This window comes from Cryocola sp. 340MFSha3.1, assembly GCF_000383315.1.
Classification (GTDB): Bacteria; Actinomycetota; Actinomycetes; order Actinomycetales; family Microbacteriaceae; genus Leifsonia.
The window spans coordinates 1,333,100-1,347,804 of record NZ_KB911088.1; the positions used below are offsets into that span (position 1 = coordinate 1,333,100).

The 14,705-nt window shown below is 63.9% G+C and carries 14 protein-coding genes and 1 pseudogene; 8 read left to right on the forward strand and 7 right to left on the reverse strand.

Annotated features, from left to right (window positions below; translation table 11 throughout):
• Positions 1-683: 683 nt before the first annotated feature.
• Genes H284_RS20805 through H284_RS20815 form a run of 3 tightly spaced genes read right to left on the reverse strand, consistent with a single transcriptional unit; the run spans position 684 to position 4,998 of the window.
• A complete protein-coding gene (locus H284_RS20805) occupies positions 684-2,237 on the reverse strand; it encodes an AAA family ATPase (protein WP_029042998.1) in 1,554 nt (517 codons plus the stop codon).
• Positions 2,234-3,649: a restriction endonuclease subunit S gene (locus H284_RS20810; protein WP_081630426.1), complete on the reverse strand. Its 1,416-nt coding sequence runs from the start codon at positions 3,647-3,649 to the stop codon at positions 2,234-2,236. The genes H284_RS20805 and H284_RS20810 overlap by 4 nt, the downstream gene beginning before the upstream one ends.
• On the reverse strand, positions 3,649-4,998 hold the full coding sequence (locus H284_RS20815; RefSeq protein ID WP_196802847.1) for a class I SAM-dependent DNA methyltransferase: 1,350 nt from the start codon (positions 4,996-4,998) through the stop codon (positions 3,649-3,651). The genes H284_RS20810 and H284_RS20815 overlap by 1 nt, the downstream gene beginning before the upstream one ends.
• Positions 4,999-5,224: 226 nt before the next feature.
• On the opposite strand from H284_RS20815, the pseudogene H284_RS0117505 reads away from it, so the two are divergent.
• Positions 5,225-5,566 (forward strand): annotated as a pseudogene (locus tag H284_RS0117505) (DUF933 domain-containing protein); the annotation flags it as partial.
• 48 nt (positions 5,567-5,614) lie between these two features.
• Positions 5,615-6,058 (forward strand): WapI family immunity protein, encoded by a 444-nt coding sequence (locus H284_RS20600; protein WP_020077248.1) that lies wholly within the window; start codon positions 5,615-5,617, stop codon positions 6,056-6,058.
• A 34-nt stretch (positions 6,059-6,092) separates the two neighbouring features.
• On the opposite strand, the gene H284_RS0117515 is transcribed toward H284_RS20600, so the two are convergent.
• Entirely contained in the window at positions 6,093-6,590 is a 498-nt protein-coding gene (locus tag H284_RS0117515; RefSeq protein ID WP_039731422.1) for a DUF427 domain-containing protein, read from the reverse strand.
• Between the two features lie 35 nt (positions 6,591-6,625).
• Here H284_RS0117515 and H284_RS0117520 point away from each other — a divergent pair, with 35 nt between their 5' ends.
• The 4 genes from H284_RS0117520 to H284_RS0117535 all read left to right on the forward strand — a co-directional run bounded on the left by H284_RS0117520 (position 6,626) and on the right by H284_RS0117535 (position 11,171).
• Entirely contained in the window at positions 6,626-7,228 is a 603-nt protein-coding gene (locus H284_RS0117520) for an LON peptidase substrate-binding domain-containing protein (protein ID WP_029043000.1), read from the forward strand.
• Positions 7,229-7,376: 148 nt separating this feature from the next.
• Entirely contained in the window at positions 7,377-9,611 is a 2,235-nt protein-coding gene (locus H284_RS0117525; protein ID WP_020077251.1) for a winged helix-turn-helix domain-containing protein, read from the forward strand.
• Between the two features lie 86 nt (positions 9,612-9,697).
• Positions 9,698-10,198: a DUF4279 domain-containing protein gene (locus H284_RS0117530; RefSeq protein WP_020077252.1), complete on the forward strand. Its 501-nt coding sequence runs from the start codon at positions 9,698-9,700 to the stop codon at positions 10,196-10,198.
• Between the two features lie 580 nt (positions 10,199-10,778).
• Complete coding sequence (locus tag H284_RS0117535; protein WP_020077253.1) at positions 10,779-11,171, forward strand: hypothetical protein; 393 nt, start codon at positions 10,779-10,781, stop codon at positions 11,169-11,171.
• Between the two features lie 274 nt (positions 11,172-11,445).
• On the opposite strand, the gene H284_RS0117545 is transcribed toward H284_RS0117535, so the two are convergent.
• Positions 11,446-12,000, reverse strand: coding sequence for a hypothetical protein (locus tag H284_RS0117545; RefSeq protein WP_155885515.1), 555 nt, complete (start codon positions 11,998-12,000; stop codon positions 11,446-11,448).
• A 221-nt stretch (positions 12,001-12,221) separates the two neighbouring features.
• Between H284_RS0117545 and H284_RS0117550 the strand changes: the two genes are divergently transcribed.
• Positions 12,222-12,614, forward strand: a complete 393-nt coding sequence (locus tag H284_RS0117550; protein ID WP_020077256.1) for a hypothetical protein — start codon at positions 12,222-12,224, stop codon at positions 12,612-12,614.
• A 139-nt stretch (positions 12,615-12,753) separates the two neighbouring features.
• On the opposite strand, the gene H284_RS0117555 is transcribed toward H284_RS0117550, so the two are convergent.
• Positions 12,754-13,293, reverse strand: coding sequence for a sugar O-acetyltransferase (locus H284_RS0117555; RefSeq protein WP_020077257.1), 540 nt, complete (start codon positions 13,291-13,293; stop codon positions 12,754-12,756).
• Between the two features lie 110 nt (positions 13,294-13,403).
• Here H284_RS0117555 and H284_RS0117560 point away from each other — a divergent pair, with 110 nt between their 5' ends.
• A complete protein-coding gene (locus tag H284_RS0117560) occupies positions 13,404-13,865 on the forward strand; it encodes a DUF8821 family protein (RefSeq protein ID WP_020077258.1) in 462 nt (153 codons plus the stop codon).
• Between the two features lie 9 nt (positions 13,866-13,874).
• On the opposite strand, the gene H284_RS0117565 is transcribed toward H284_RS0117560, so the two are convergent.
• Complete coding sequence (locus H284_RS0117565; protein WP_020077259.1) at positions 13,875-14,552, reverse strand: alpha/beta hydrolase family protein; 678 nt, start codon at positions 14,550-14,552, stop codon at positions 13,875-13,877.
• Positions 14,553-14,705 lie beyond the last annotated feature (153 nt).

The following is a 14,705-nucleotide window of genomic DNA, read 5'->3' on the forward strand; positions in this document are numbered from 1 at the left end:
GTCACCGTCCATGTAGCGGACTGCATCGTCGAACGCCCTCTTCAGTTGACGGTTCATGCTCTTCCGCGCATCGACCAGCTTTTCATGGTTCAAATGAAAGAGTTCAACACTCTTCTCGGCTCGCAACAGGTCAAAAGACCCAGGCGGGCACCGGTCTGGGTTGGCTGACGCTTTTCCGTCGAGACCAAACGTGAGCAATGACGCGTCCAGTGCTCTAGTCGGGTCCAGCAACACATGCTGCTCTGCGTCGAGGTCATCGGAGGGCCCAAGTGCGCGGCAAGATTCGTCGCGCACTGGAAAGTGATCTGCCTTTCCACCGCTGGTTTCTACTCCCACTCTCCGCTGATTGCAGAAACGGCAAGAAAGTCGCATGTTCGACGGATCAAGAGCGAGCCACCAATACCCCGAGTGCCGCGGACACTCGCTCACCTTCGCTTTGGGGCGAAAATGGTCGACCTCATAGTCCGATCGAATTTCACGGGTTTCGCAGTACCAACACTTGTGGTGCGACAATCCAGAAAGAGGCCGCTTGAGTCTCGACCACAGGCCGGCAGCAGATCTCAATTGTGCAGTAAGTTCTTCTCGGTTCCCCTCTATCGCCGCCGCCCGTATCGCCGCGGACTTTACAGCGGCATCATCACACCATCCCTCGGGCGTCTCGAGTCGATCATTGTCGATGTACCTCAACCAGGGTCTCCCTCGAAGATTTCATCGAGGATCACTCTCGCGCGCATTGCCTTCTTCTCTTGCTCCTCGGCGGAAAGGGTAGGCTCAAGCTTCTCTGGCCGCGCCAACATTGCCTTTTCGAACGTCGTGTAGAGGGGGTCGCGCGTGGTGAACGTGAAGCCGAGATCGCCCAATTGCTCGGCGAGAGTTCCAAGCTCGGACTCTTCATCGCTTGAGAGGTTCTCTCGCGCGGCGAGCAGGCGATGCCGTTCGAGTTTCTCAAGGGTGGTCGGATCGAGGTCGGATGCAAGCCCGTAAATCTCACTGGTGAGCAGGCCCGCTACTCCCTGACCCTGCGGATCATCGCGCGGATGCCGGGCGCGTGTCGCACCATTTCTACGTTCGAGCAAGATGACCTGCTCTTTTAGCAGACCAGAAATTACGAGAGGGTCGTGCGTAGCCATCAGCAGTTGGCTCGAGGAACTCGATGCACCTGCGCCTTCTTCCAGCATCTTCACGTATTCGAGGCTCCACGCTGGATTTAAGTGAGTGTCGGGCTCGTCGAGCAGGAAAAGTGACTCATCCTCAGTAGTAAACCGCAGTAGGCCAAGAACCATCAACAACTGTTGTTCGCCTTCGCTAAGCTCTCGAAACACGAGGGAACCTTGGTTATCCAGCATTCGCACGCGAACTCGCACCTCGTCGAGAAGATCGGCAGAAAGTATGCTTTCGAAAGCCTTGAAAAGTTCCTGTGGACTGCCGCCATATCGCTCTCTGGCGAGCCGCACGAGGTCTGACTTCTCCTTCAGGTAGAGGTACAGCAATTCGGATCGTCTCTCTCGGCGCGATGTTGGTCGAGAGGGCTCAGCGAGTGTGCGCATAGGGGCAAGGGCAAGTTCCCATAGGGCGTCGAGCAAGCCGGATACGGTACCTCTTGCGCCCCAGAAACGGGCGTTGCCGGCGTTCGATACAGCCCGTCGTTGGGCCCAATATGGTTCCTTGAGTACGAACAGGGCCGAATCGAAATCGCCGATGCGCAGGAAGTCCTTGAGGACGACATCCGGTTCTGCCGAGAGAAAGAAGGCGAGCAGTACGAACTGGCTATGAATGGGTTGTGCATAGAAGAGGCGGCGCAGTGGAATATCGTTGCCCTCGCGAAGCGCCCGGCTGAAAGCTTCCTGATGTTGTAGATAATGAGAAGCAAGTCGATTCGATGGGCCTGAATAATACCCAAACACGAAGTCGGGGAGAAGACGTTCCCCGCTGTTCGCTCCACTCAGCCACGAGCGAGGCCGCTTCACGCCGTCCACTTTGACGTCGAGGCGCTTCGGCCGCGTTGACGCCGAAAGGCGAATCTCTCGGCCCCGACACTCGTACTCAAGAGTGAAGTCCAGATTCGGGATGATGCCGAGATCCAGGTCTCGGAAAATGATTGTCAGCGCTTCAAGTAGGTTTGATTTTCCCGTCCCGTTTCTTCCAACGATCACCGAAACGGGCGAATCCGAACTGAAGTCCGCCGTGAACTCATGAAGGTTCTTGAAGCGTGTGATCGAGACGCGCCTCAGTCTCATGACAGCCTCAACATGATGCGGTCTTCCTCGCGTTGTTCAATTACCTTGCCGTCCGCGAGCAGGCTCCGAAGACTCTCGTAGAACCTATCGACGCGTTCTTCGTCGTCTGCGCCCGGTAACTCCACGTCGTCATAGAGATGTTCCGGAGTTAATCCTTCTGGATTGGCCCGCAGCGCCTCTTCGATTGTCTTGTACACCACCGTCTCCCGCCGTAGTTCACCTGTAAGTCTCTCGGCGGGGGCCGGCCCGGCCATCTTTTCCGACTCGTCTGCAACTTGCTGCCCGTAGACGCGGTCTAGGTACGCTTGCCACGCAGCGCTCATCGCTGACTCCATATCCTGCAGGCTGGATGACCACTGGGTCGTGTTCGCTCGCAGCGTGTTGACTGATGAAGCGATCGCTCGCTGTGTCTCAATGGACGGCAAAGGTACGGGGATGCGGCGAAGTCTGTTCAGCGGAAGTTTCGGCTGCGCGGTTCCTGTCAGGTACTCGACCAGCCGCGTCCCGTTTAGGTACGCTGCGATAAAGCTAGGGATCAAACCTTCGCGAAGCTCAAGTACATGAATGTGGTTATTCGCCCAGAATTCGCCGTCAACCGCAAAGGCGATGTCCTGTTTACGCGATTCCAAATTTTGGCCGTCCTCGCTCACCAACAGGAATTCACCAGCGTGTGTATGACCCGATATGCGATCTATGACGCCCGAGGCACCGTAATACGGCGTATGCCCCGGCTGAAGCCCTCTTTGTGAACGATTGAGTGGGACGCGATCGCGATCGCGGAACGTAGCGACTTCTTCCAAAGGTGCGGTTGGCCATGAGTTGGGATCAATTTTGTTTGCCTCAATCGCAACTTGCCAAGAGTTCTTTCTAATGCCGTCGACGTGACTTCTTGCGCGCTTGAGAGCTTGGGCCGCAAGTTCATACGAGTGTGCCGACGTCTCGATTGCGTCCGCAATTTCGAGTTGGTCCGCCAACTCTCTTTCGGGCACTCGGACGCCGCCCAAGCGCTTCGCGCTCAAGTTGGGAATCACGCTTCCGACCGAGCGGTCCATAAGCTGCGCACGCCCTTCGGATGTACGCAGGTACCAGAGGAGGAAATGTGGGGAGATCGCCTGGTTGACCCGAAGGCGGATTAGATACGAGGCATGTACGGCGGCGGGCGGGTCTAAGACGATGGCGACATTGCCAACTGAACCCACCCCGGTACGCGCGATGACAAGATCACCGTGCTTGAGCAGCATTCGGCCCCCGCCACGCGGAGGGGTTTTGCAATATGGAACGGCAGCCCAATCGACGCTGCCGCCAGCGATATCCGTTGTGCGAAGCAGCCGGACGCTCCCTGTATCGGCCGCGGCCGTAGTCCATCCCCCACTGATTTCCGCCAGTTGGTCGAGCGTGGCGAAGCCTGTCATCAAGATGCCTCGAGCTGCTGGACTAAAGCGTCTATTTGTCTTAGGGCTGACTCCATCTCAGCGCGTGCTTCCAAAAGTGGCTTTAGGTGGTTGGCTTGGTGCCTAGGCGGGGTGGCCATCCTCCAAGGCAGGCGATCGATTTCGTAGGCGCAATCGCGCAACTCACTCAGGTCGAACCGCTTCCATCTACCCGCCGCCGAGTCGCTTTCTGTTCGGTGGGAAACCGAGAGCGGATCGGTGCCAAAGCACTTCACGAACTCGTCAAGTTCACCCTTTTCGAGGGGCCGGCGCCCGGCATGTTCGCGCGTGCGAGCGTCGTATATCCATGTGGAAGTCGTGGGGCGCGCATTCGTGAAAAAAAGTACGTTGGTGCGAGTTCCCGAAGTATACGGAGAGAAGGTTCCATCTGGAAGCCTCAGTACAGTGTGCAAGTCAACGCGCTGCACCAACTCTGGCATCAAGCCTCGCGCAACATCACCGAAGAGGCAGTTGTCAGGAACCACAACTGCTGCGCGTCCAACCTCGGACAGTGACAATGCGATTTGTTGGATGAAGTTGGCTTGCTTGTTACTGGTTCGGAACCAGAAGTCGCCCCTCGGGGGAATCTGGCTGCCCTGACTGCCGAAAGGTGGATTAGCGAGGATTACGTCCGCAGACACAGCCGATGTCTCGGCAGCGAGAGCATCTCCCAGTTCAATCGTTGCGCCGTCGAGCCCGTGGAGCATTGCGTTCATCAGAGCCAGTCGTCGTGGACGCTGAACCAGTTCACGGCCCCAATAGCGCAGAGCGCGCCGCTGCGGGATGTTGTCTGTGGCCCACTCGTTGGCGGTTATCAAGAAGCCGCCCGTACCAGCGGCTGGATCTCCGATGATTACATCCGTGCTGACTGCGCCGGGCTTTACGCAAGCAACTATGGAGCGCATGAGAGAGCGAGGAGTGAAATATTGGCCGGCGCCCTTCTTACCTTCTGCGGCGGCTTGCTCTAGCAGATACTCAAACGCATCTGCCTGAACATCGCGATCAAGGTCGTTCCACCGCAATTCGTCGATCAATTTGATCAGTCGAGCAAGCGCGTCACCCGAAGTAAATTCTGAGCGAGCGCCGGCGAAGATTGCCCCGACGAGATCGTCTCGGTTGGCGAGTCTCGCGAGTTCGCGCTCATAGGTGGTGAGGATCTCTGAAGGAATGGCCCGCTCGAGCGTTGCCCAGGATGAGTCGGTGGCACTCTCGTCACTGTCCCACATCTTGAGAAAAAGCAGGTAGGTCAGCTGGTCCAAATACTGACCATAATCCACGCCATCGTGCCTCAAAATATGGCAGTAGCGCCACAGGATTGGTCCGACCTGCATAATTCTCCCATCCACATGAACGCGTTTCGCAAATGGCCCCATCCGAGCTCGGGAAAGGCAGTGTGGGACAACGCGAGGAGGCTTCTGAGCAGAACGCCACGCGCCTAGTCTACTTTTGGTCCGCTCGGTCAGCAGTGCGCACTGCAACCGGGCGCGTCGTTCGCACGATCCAGTGCGTCCCCCAATGAAAGTAAGGATGCCGCCGATTATGCCAATCCTGCTCACGGACGCCGCCGAACTGCTCGCGTCGACGGGCCAGGAGGAGTCCGGCCTCGACCAGCTCGCCCGCATTGGATTCGACACCCTCGGCCTGCAGCCCTACCTGACGGCCAGCCCGAAGGAATCGCGCGCCTGGACCATCCCCAAGGGTGCGAAGGCCCCGCAGGCGGCCGGCGTCATCCACACCGACTTCGAGAAGGGCTTCATCAAGGCGGAGGTCATCTCCTTCGACGACCTGATGGAGGCCGGTAGCGTTGCCGAGGCCCGCTCGCGCGGCAAGGCGCGCATGGAGGGCAAGGACTACGTCATGCAGGACGGCGACGTGGTCGAGTTCCGCTTCAGCGTGTAGACCTGAGGTTCTTTTCGGTTCATGCGCCGTGGCTAGTCTTGTCAGACCATGAGGCTGCGCTCACATGGGTCGACTCTCGAGTTGACCATCAACGGTTATCAGTTCCCCGATGCGTCGTCCCGCTCGCGGTCGTTCGACCACGATGCCAATTGGTTGGAGATTCATGGTGTCATCGACATTGATGGCGTCGGCTGGTCATTCGACGACCCTTGTCTGTTGACGGTCGAGGCGCAAGAACTCGGGCGTTGGCTGCGTGATGCGGCCAGAGGGGGCTCGCCGGAGGATCTCTGGTTCCTGGAGCCGAATCTGGTCTTCGGTCTGAGCGACAAGACCGCAGAGTGCGTCACCGTGCGCGTCACGTTCTCGCACGAGTCAGCCCCACGAGACGATTCAGCGGCGCCCGATCAGGTCATCCTGAGATTGACGCCGCAAGAGCTCGCGACGGCCGCCACAGAGTGGGAGAAGGAGCTCGCCGCCTATCCGATGCGATGACCGTGATGTGCCCGCGCGGGCACGACAAGAGCATTCACCACCGTTGTGACCCGGGCGACCCCTTGAAGGGCCCGACCACTGCTCTCGTGATCCAGCCGCCGTAGAAGTCTCCGGGCTGCGGCGTGACGACCTCGCCGTCGACCGTGCACTGGTCCATCTGCTGGGCGTAGACGGCGACGCGGTCGCGGAGCGGCTCGAACCCCGGCGACGGATGCGGGTAGTTCCACGCGCACGCGGGCCGAATCTCGCCTCCGCCGCGCACGTCGAAATAGCGTGCGGTGCCTTTGAACTCGCAGAACGACGAGCCGTCGGCGTCGACCAGGGCGCCGGTCGCGAAGTCCGCTATCGGGAGGTAGTAGACCGGCGGATGGCTTGTCTCGAGCACTCGGACGACGTCCCGGGTTTCGACGATGAGCTGCCCGCCCAGACGGATCGTGACAGGCACGGCGACGCTCTCGATGCGCGGCGGCCTCGGGTAGTCCCACACAGACTCCTGCCCCGGTCCGGGGATCTCGGGGCGCGGTCGGGGCACCTGTTCACTCTACGTCCGCGGTGCTTCACTGGAGCATGGCCGCCTCACCGATGTTCCCGCTCGGATCAGTGCTGTTTCCCTCCGTGCCCATCCCGTTGCGGGTGTTCGAGCCGCGGTATCTCACGCTGGTCGGACGTTTGCTCGACGAGGTGGAACCGGGTTTCGAGTTCGGCGTCGTGCTCATCGAGCGCGGATTCGAAGCCGGGGGCGGCGACCAGCGCGCCTCGGTCGGGACGATGGCGCGTCTTGTGAGCGCCGCCGTGGGCGCCGACGACCTGCTCATCGTCGGCGTGGGGACCCGGCGGTTCACGGTCGAGCGATGGCTCGACGACGACCCGTATCCCCGGGCTGAGCTCTCGATGCTGCCGGATCTGGAGTGGTCCGAGGCACTCGATCCTCTACGGGCCGAGGCGGAATCGGTTGTCCGCCGCGTGGTCGCCCGCGTCGCGGAGCCGCAGTCGGATGCCGATATCGAGCTGTCGAACGACCCCGTCGAGGCCGCGTGGCAACTGGCGGCGATCGCCCCACTGGGCGAGTACGACAGGTACACGCTGCTGAGATCGACATCGCTGGGAGATCTCCTGCGTCAGACGATCGATCTGGTGATCGAAGCCGAGGAGCTCTGGTCCGCCGAGTGAGGCGTCTGACGCGTGGACTCCCGCTTCACTGTGCGTGACGAACCACTTTCTCCATGGCGGCGGGCCGCCCCGGTATAAATGCAGGTGATGCGGTTATGTCCTGGTGGCTCGCACGAGCCTTCCAGCCCGTGCGGCGATGGGATATCGGATGGGTTCGGCGAACGACGATCTGGAAACTCTGCTCTTCGAGAGCAAGACCACCGCTCCGCTCTTCGACCCGGCCTATGTTCGCCGGCAGGACCTCATCCAATCGCTGCGCGCCAGTACCTCCCGGATCGTCACGGTCGAGGCGCCCGCGGGCTACGGGAAGACGTCGCTCCTCGCCGAATGGGAACACGACGAAGATCGGGCGACCGGTTGGCTCACGCTCCGCGAAGACGATGACGATCCGGCGGCGCTGATCCGCCTCCTGGCCCGCGTGTGCACAGCGTTCGCTTCGGAGGCCGAGTCGGTCTTCACGCAGATCGCGACCACCCAGACGGGAGTGCTGAGCAGGCTCGCTCCTGCGCTGGCGCTCGCGCTCTCTCGGTGCGAACGCCCGTTCGTCCTGTTCATCGACGACGTCCACGTGCTGAGAACGATCGGGTGCATCGACGCCTTGGAGGTGGCTCTGGCTCGGGTGCCGGCGGGATCGCAGGTGGTGCTGGCGAGCCGGCAGCATCTGGCGGCCTTGGCCCGAGGTCGCGTCGAGATGTCGGCAGCCAGGGTCGGGGCGGCCGAGCTGCGGATCGACCTCGACGGGGCGGCGCGGATCGCCGACGAAGCGGGCGCTCACGTGGACCAGAGCATCCTTGAGGACTGGGTGGAGCGGTGCGAGGGCTGGGCGGCCGGGCTGCACATGTACGCACTGCTCTCCAGAAGCCGGCCGTTCGCCGTCACGAGCGACCACAGCGCGCTCGCCGACTACCTCTATCGAGAATGCGTGCGCGACCTCCCGGAGGACACCCGCCAGTTTCTGCTCCGCACCTCGATCCTCAGCACCCACATCCCGGACCTGTGCGATGCCGTACTGGAACGTGACGATTCGATCCGGATCCTTCGGGACCTGGAAGCGCGCCAGCTTTTCGTCACCGCGGACGTGGACGGCCGCGCGTTCCGCCTGCATCCCCTGTTCAGGGAGTACCTGTCGGATGAGCTGCAGCTCGAGTCCGCCTCGCTGGTGCCGGCCTTGCACGCTCGAGCGTCGCAGTGGTTCGCCGAGCGCGGGCAACTCCCCGCGGCCATCGATCATGCCATCGCGGCGGGGGACTTCCCTACCGCGACGGCCCTCGTGACCGCCGCCGGTCTCCCGGCCTACGAGGCGGGCCAGAGCGCGACACTCGGCCGGTGGCTGCGCGAGATCGGCGACGCCAACCTCCTGGCGAACCCGTCAGCCGTCGTCGTCTTCGCCTGGTTCGCGGTCCTCGCGGGATCGGATGACGACGCCCGCAAGTGGGGAACCCTGCTGGGGATGGTTCCCGACAACGCTGCAGCCGCCGGAATCAATGTCGCTTCGGCGAAGGCGATGATCCGGGCCATCATGATGCGCGACGGCATCGAATCAGCCCTCGAGGACGCGGAGTTCGCGGCCGAGGTCGAACCGCTCGAGAGTCCGTGGCGAGACCCCGCCGTTCAGATACTGGGAAGCACCCTGCTCCATGCCGGCCATGAAGAGCGCGCCAGGATCGTGCTCGGTGAGGCGATCCACATCGCCAGCGTCCACGGCAATCCCGCCTCCATCGTGATCTGCGAGTCCGAGCTCGCCTTCCTCGCGATCGAGGCCGGAGCGTGGGAGCAGGCGGCGCCGCACGTCCAGAGAGCCTTGGACACCATCCGGGCGGGAGGCATCGAAGGCTACGTCATGTCCGCGTACGCGCACGCGTCCGCCGCCTGTCTGGAACTCCATGCCGGCCGAACCCTGTCGGGAAGACGGTACCTGGCGAGGGCCATGTCAGAACGCCAACGATGCGGGAGCGCCGTGCCGCTCCTCAGCATCCCGACCCGGCTGCTCCTCGTCCGTGCGCAATTGTCCGTCGGGGATGCGGATGCGGCCCGGATCCTCCTCGATGAGATCGATGAAGTCCTTCCCCCGGGCCTCCCAGGCGACGCCTTGGACACACGGAGAGCGTTCGCCCGGAATCTGCTTGCCGAGCACACGCGGACACGGGAGCGTCGTGCCGACTCCGTGGCGCTCACCGAAGCCGAACAGCGTGTGCTTCCGTACCTGCAGACTCACCTGACCCGACCGGAGATCGCACAGCGCCTTTACGTCTCGCCCAACACCGTCAAGACCCACATCAGCGCGATCTTCCAGAAATTCGGGGTGTCGTCGCGTTCAGAAGCGGTGCGGCGGGGGGTCGAGTTGGAGCTCCTCGGCAAGGCGACCGAGCTCGCGCCGATCTGATGCGGGCGGCGGAAATCCCCTGTCAGCACGCTAGATTCGCTTGGGTAGCCGGGTGATGGATCACCCGCGTTCTGAGCGAAAGAGAGATGGCTGTGATCCTCGCGAACCGGTCCACTCTCTCGGTCTACAGTCACGAACGAACGGTGTCTGAGATCAGTGCCGCGCTCGGGCTTGAGCCGAGCAGCAGCGCGGATGTGGGCGATCCTACGAGAGCGGCCGTGGCTGGCCGAGTGCTCGCCGCCGAGTACATGATCCATCAGCGCGCTCAGTGGTCCTTCGACGTGGGTGCATCGACCCTGGATGTGAGTGACGACCAAGGGGTCGCCTCCCTGAGAGCGCTCGTCGACGTGTTTCGGCAGAGGGTCAATGCGCTCCAATCGCTGAGGCCGGAGTGCGAGACGGTCATCTGGTGGTCCGGTTCCTCTGACAGCACTCAAGGGACATTCGTCATGCCACCGGACTTGCTGGCGGACCTCGCCTCGCTCGGGTGCGAGTTCCAGGGGACGGCGTATCTGAATGACGGCGAGCCCGACGCGGATTCTCCGAATTCACCAAGCGCGAGAGCGTCTCGAAAACATCTCCCGTAGTGACCGTTTCCGTGGCCGAATCTCTACGCTGGCTTCCTCCGCGACGGCCAGCCCTGCCTCTGTCGCGACGATCCAGCAGGCGAACTCCCAATCGGTCGCTACCTTCGAGGCCGCCACTTCGCTCTGAACCCGTGCTCTGACGTCCTCGAGGGCTTCCGGAACGTGACGAACGGGCGCATGGCGGCCAGGCGGACCTCCGTCGATATACTCCATGCGTCCGACGCTGATGAGACCCAGGGCGCTGAGCTTTTCGAAGCTGCCGAAGGCCGCGGCAATATCGTCGTCGCTTGGTCGCCAGTCGGGAGTCGGCGGCGGATTGGTCCTGATTCCGAGGTGGATCAGGGCCCAGACAAGCGCGACATCGTCGTATCGAGTTCCCGCGAGCAGGTCGGTCTCCTCCGGGGTCACTCGACGTGCGCCTTCGGGAGGGACCGCATCGTCGTTGGTCCGCTCGGTCGATGCTGCTCATCGAGCCCGGGGAAGAACTCAGCCGGTGTGCGAGGGATGTCGCCGACCTCCTTGCAGACCGCGGGTCGCAATAGTCGAAGCGAGGCTCGAACGGCCGTCTAGCATATGAGCCATGACCGACGTCGAAACCGTCACGCTTTGGCGTCCGACGGGGCCCGAAGAGCTGGTGCTGGTGGAGGAATCCGGCTGGACGCGATGGCCTCCGCGGTTGCCGGACCAGCCGATCTTCTATCCGGTGCTCAACGAGGACTACGCGGTCCGCATTGCGCGAGATTGGAACGTCAAAGCGTCCGGCGTCGGGCACGTCACCCGCTTCCGCGTGCGAAAGGACTTTCTGGACAGTTTCGAGGTGCAGCAGGTCGGTGGTGAGACCATCCTCGAGTATTGGATTCCCGCCGAGCAGCTCGAGGACCTCAACGGCAACATCGTCGGGCGCATCGAGGTGACGCGCAGCTTCCGACGCGGGCCGGACGGCGATGTGGTGGAGGCCCACGACCGTGAGTGACCATGACAGCGGTGGAGGAGTCACCCTCCGGCTGGACCCACACCCGGATGGGAATCTGTTCGAGTCCGTCTCTCTTGTCCAGCCCGATGGGGCCGTCCTCTGGACTGCGACTCCGACCGGTTTCGGCTCCGATGACGCATGGACGGATGCTCGGCTGGTGGATGACGCCGTCGTCGCTCATACGTGGTCGTGCTGGCGCGTGCGATTGAACCTCGTCGACGGGCGCGTCCTCGACGCGGTCTTCACCAAGTAGCAGCCTGCGGTTCGCGACCATTCACGCGTGCGTGCCGCGGCGGTCCCGTTCGGCGTCCCGCTCAGCCAGCCGTCGACGGGAGTCGGCGGTGATCCGGAGCCATTCGGATCCGCGAGCGAAGTCGCGTACAGCCGGCGCCGCGCCCGCTGCGGTGGCGCTGATGAACGCGTTGACGACGTCTACCTGGGCGATAGCGCGGGAGCGGCGTACGGCCGTCGCCGGAAACGAGCGGGAGGTGCGTCTTCCTTCGCGCGTCCAGGACAGAAACAGCATCTGCACCGACCGGTACGGGGTGCCGCGGGTGACGAACCAACTGCTCCACCTGTCGGTTCTGCACCGGGTTTCGGCATCGAGCGGGATCGTGTAGGTGCGGAACCAGCTCCGCACCCGGATGTGGCGGTCGGACAGGTAGACACCGACGAACAGCGACCGCACCACAGCGACAGCGAGCAGGCAGACGGCAGCCCAGATGAGCGGGGCCAGACTCCGATCGAGCGTTGACTGATCCGGGGATAGATTGAGCAGACCCAGCAGGCAGGCGAGCAGGAAGACGATCAACGTGGTGATGGCCGCCACGCGTGAACCGCGACTCGATTGCCGCAGCCGGACCTCCGTCGTCCGCCCGGAGCCGGCAGGTCGCTTCAGCGGCTCGGCGGTCGATTCGGCGGTCACGGGTCGATACTGTCATCTCATGCCGCTCGACCTGACCTCCGACCGCGGACGCGTGTGCTCGTGCCCCGGCGAGAATCCCTCTGAGGGATGATCCCTCGGGGGCTGCGCCTCACTAGCGTGGACGCATGCGTGGCGGGCAGCAGAACGGCGTGACGGCCGGCATACTGCGCGGGCTCCTGGAGGCGGGTGGACAGTCGGCATTGACCCTCGCCGTAATGGGCTTCGCAGGGCTGGTCGTCTGCATCGCGGCGGGCTCTTATGACGGCATTCCGACGATGATCGGGTGGTTCATGCTAAGCGCCGCGGCAGCCATCGTGACGACGGTCATCGTCATGGCGGGAGGCCTTCCGCTCCGCCTGATGCCTCGTGCCCGCCATTTCTGGCGCGACCATGCCGAACTCGCCTTCGTCGGGATGTCCGCGGGCGCGGCGCTGATCGTCGGTTCCCTCGTTCTCGCGGCGCGGACGCCACGGGAGTGGAGCCGTCGGCGCGCGGGAAAGTCGAGCGTGCGTTTCTGACGACTCGGGATGCATCGGGGCGCCGATTCAGCCGAAACGGAGGCTAGAGCGCCACCTCGGGAGCGAGCGGTCCTCCGTTTCCTGCGGGCTCGCGGTGCGTCGGAGCGGGAATCCTCCGTTTCCGCGGCCGCCGGCCCCTTCACCAGCTCCGCAGCACCGCCGCCTTCGGGCCGGCGACCAGCGTCCGCGCGGGCACGTCCTCCGCGACGGTCGCGCCCGCGGCGATCACGGAGTCGCGGCCGATGGTGACGCCGGGGAGGATGGTGGCTCCCGCGCCGATCCACAGGTTCTCCTCGACCGTGATGGGGCCGCCGGTCAACCAGATGCGGCGGTCGTCGGTGTCGACGGGGTGGCCGACGGTGATGAAGGTCGCCTTCGGGGCGACCATGACGCGCTCGCCGAGGGTGATGCCCGCGTAGTCGAGGAACGTGCAGTTCTGGTTGATGAACACCCGCTCCGCCAGCTCCAGGTTGCGGCCGTGGTCGGTGAAGAACGGCGGGTAGATGGTCACCCGTGGCGGGAGCGGGCGGCCCAGGATCTGCTCGAACAGTGCGGACTTGCCCTCCTCGTCGTCGAAGGGGAGGACGTTCAGCCGCGAGGTGATCGCGGTCACCTCCAGCACCCGCTCGGACATCGCCTGGAACTCGGGACTGTGGATGCGCATCAGCAGCTCGGACATCCCACGATCCTGACGCGGCGCCGAGCGTGCGGGCAGCGGACACGCCAGCGCGCATTCAGAGCGTGACGCACGCTACGGTAAGGCTCGACACCGCACATCCAGGAGGACCCATGCCGTACGTCGTCGACTTCGCGAACGTCTCCACCGTCGGGCTGGAATCGTCGCCCGTCGCGGACGCGCTCGCCGGCCTCCGCGCGAACGAAGCGCGGTACTACCGCAACAAGTACGACCACGTCTTCACCGTCGGGACCGCGGAGGAAGAGCAGGATGCGGTGGACCGGGTCGCGCGCGTCCTGAAGGAGGAGCGCGGCATCGTCATCGGCTCTCCGGCGCTCGAGGCCACGGACTTCGAGGTCGACGGGATGCGGATGACGTACGTCTTCTACGAGTCCGGGCTGTCGATCAACGTGATGTACACGCTCGCCGAGGGCGGCAAGCGGGCGGTCGGATTCAAGCTCTCCGACGGGATGGACGTGCCGGAGGAGCTGTCGTCGTTCAAGTTCGCGCGCCAGAAGTCCCGGCTCGCGGGGACCATCCGCGGGTCCTATTTCGTGATCAAGGGCGAGTACTGACCTCCTCCGTCACATGACGGCGCGGACGAACTCCGCGACGGTCGAAGCGATGAGGTCTCGCACACCGGCTGCGCCCAGCGGGGACGCCTTCGGCACCCTCATGCCGTGATCGGCGCCCGGGATCTCCACCACCCGGATGCGATCGGCTGCCTCGGCCGAGGAGGCGCCGACTGCCTCCGCGCCCACTTCGGAGGCGACGAGAGCCGCTGATCCGAACGGGTCGCCTCCGCCCTGGACGACGAGCACAGGCACCACCGGCTCGAGCAGTTCGTCGAGCCGCGACCGATCGGCCTTGCCCGGCGGGTGCAACGGGAACGCAAGGCAGACGACAGCTCGAACGCCGAGGGCCGTCGCCGTCCGGCAAGCGACCCGCGCGCCCGCGCTGCGGCCGCCGGTCACCAGCGGGAGGTCGCCGGCGAGCTCCCGGACCCGCGGGGCCGTCTCCTGCCACGCGATGTCGAGGGTGGCCGGACGGGCGGCCACGCGCTTGCCCGCGACGCGCCACGGCTGCTCGTAGCGCACGACGGTGATGCCGTCCTCGGGCAGCCGGGAGGCGAGCACTGCGAGGTCGGCCGCCTCGATGCCGCCGCCGGCGCCGTGGCCCAACCAGAGCACTGCGGTGGGGCGTTCGGCCGCGGAGACGGTCAGGCGGCCGGGGCCGACCGTGGTGGGGACGTCGATCTGCATGGAGTCGACGCTACCCGTTCGGCTCAGCGGGGGACGGTCGGCGAGGGAACTGTGGAAAAGCGGGAGAGGGTCTGCGCTGGGGACGGAATTGCGCACATCCCGACCGCCCGGCATTCGTCGCAACTCTTGCTTCCGCACGCCGCCGGGCGGACC

What these genes read in the sequence shown, in the direction of transcription:
- H284_RS20805 (WP_029042998.1), bottom strand. Translation starts at nt 2,237, where the DNA reads ATGAGACTGAGGCGCGTCTCGATCACACGCTTCAAGAACCTTCATGAG.
- H284_RS20810 (WP_081630426.1), bottom strand. Translation starts at nt 3,649, where the DNA reads ATGACAGGCTTCGCCACGCTCGACCAACTGGCGGAAATCAGTGGGGGA.
- H284_RS20815 (WP_196802847.1), bottom strand. Translation starts at nt 4,998, where the DNA reads ATGCAGGTCGGACCAATCCTGTGGCGCTACTGCCATATTTTGAGGCAC.
- H284_RS20600 (WP_020077248.1), top strand. Translation starts at nt 5,615, where the DNA reads ATGAGGCTGCGCTCACATGGGTCGACTCTCGAGTTGACCATCAACGGT.
- H284_RS0117520 (WP_029043000.1), top strand. Translation starts at nt 6,626, where the DNA reads ATGGCCGCCTCACCGATGTTCCCGCTCGGATCAGTGCTGTTTCCCTCC.
- H284_RS0117525 (WP_020077251.1), top strand. Translation starts at nt 7,377, where the DNA reads ATGGGTTCGGCGAACGACGATCTGGAAACTCTGCTCTTCGAGAGCAAG.
- H284_RS0117530 (WP_020077252.1), top strand. Translation starts at nt 9,698, where the DNA reads ATGGCTGTGATCCTCGCGAACCGGTCCACTCTCTCGGTCTACAGTCAC.
- H284_RS0117535 (WP_020077253.1), top strand. Translation starts at nt 10,779, where the DNA reads ATGACCGACGTCGAAACCGTCACGCTTTGGCGTCCGACGGGGCCCGAA.
- H284_RS0117550 (WP_020077256.1), top strand. Translation starts at nt 12,222, where the DNA reads ATGCGTGGCGGGCAGCAGAACGGCGTGACGGCCGGCATACTGCGCGGG.
- H284_RS0117555 (WP_020077257.1), bottom strand. Translation starts at nt 13,293, where the DNA reads ATGTCCGAGCTGCTGATGCGCATCCACAGTCCCGAGTTCCAGGCGATG.
- H284_RS0117560 (WP_020077258.1), top strand. Translation starts at nt 13,404, where the DNA reads ATGCCGTACGTCGTCGACTTCGCGAACGTCTCCACCGTCGGGCTGGAA.
- H284_RS0117565 (WP_020077259.1), bottom strand. Translation starts at nt 14,552, where the DNA reads ATGCAGATCGACGTCCCCACCACGGTCGGCCCCGGCCGCCTGACCGTC.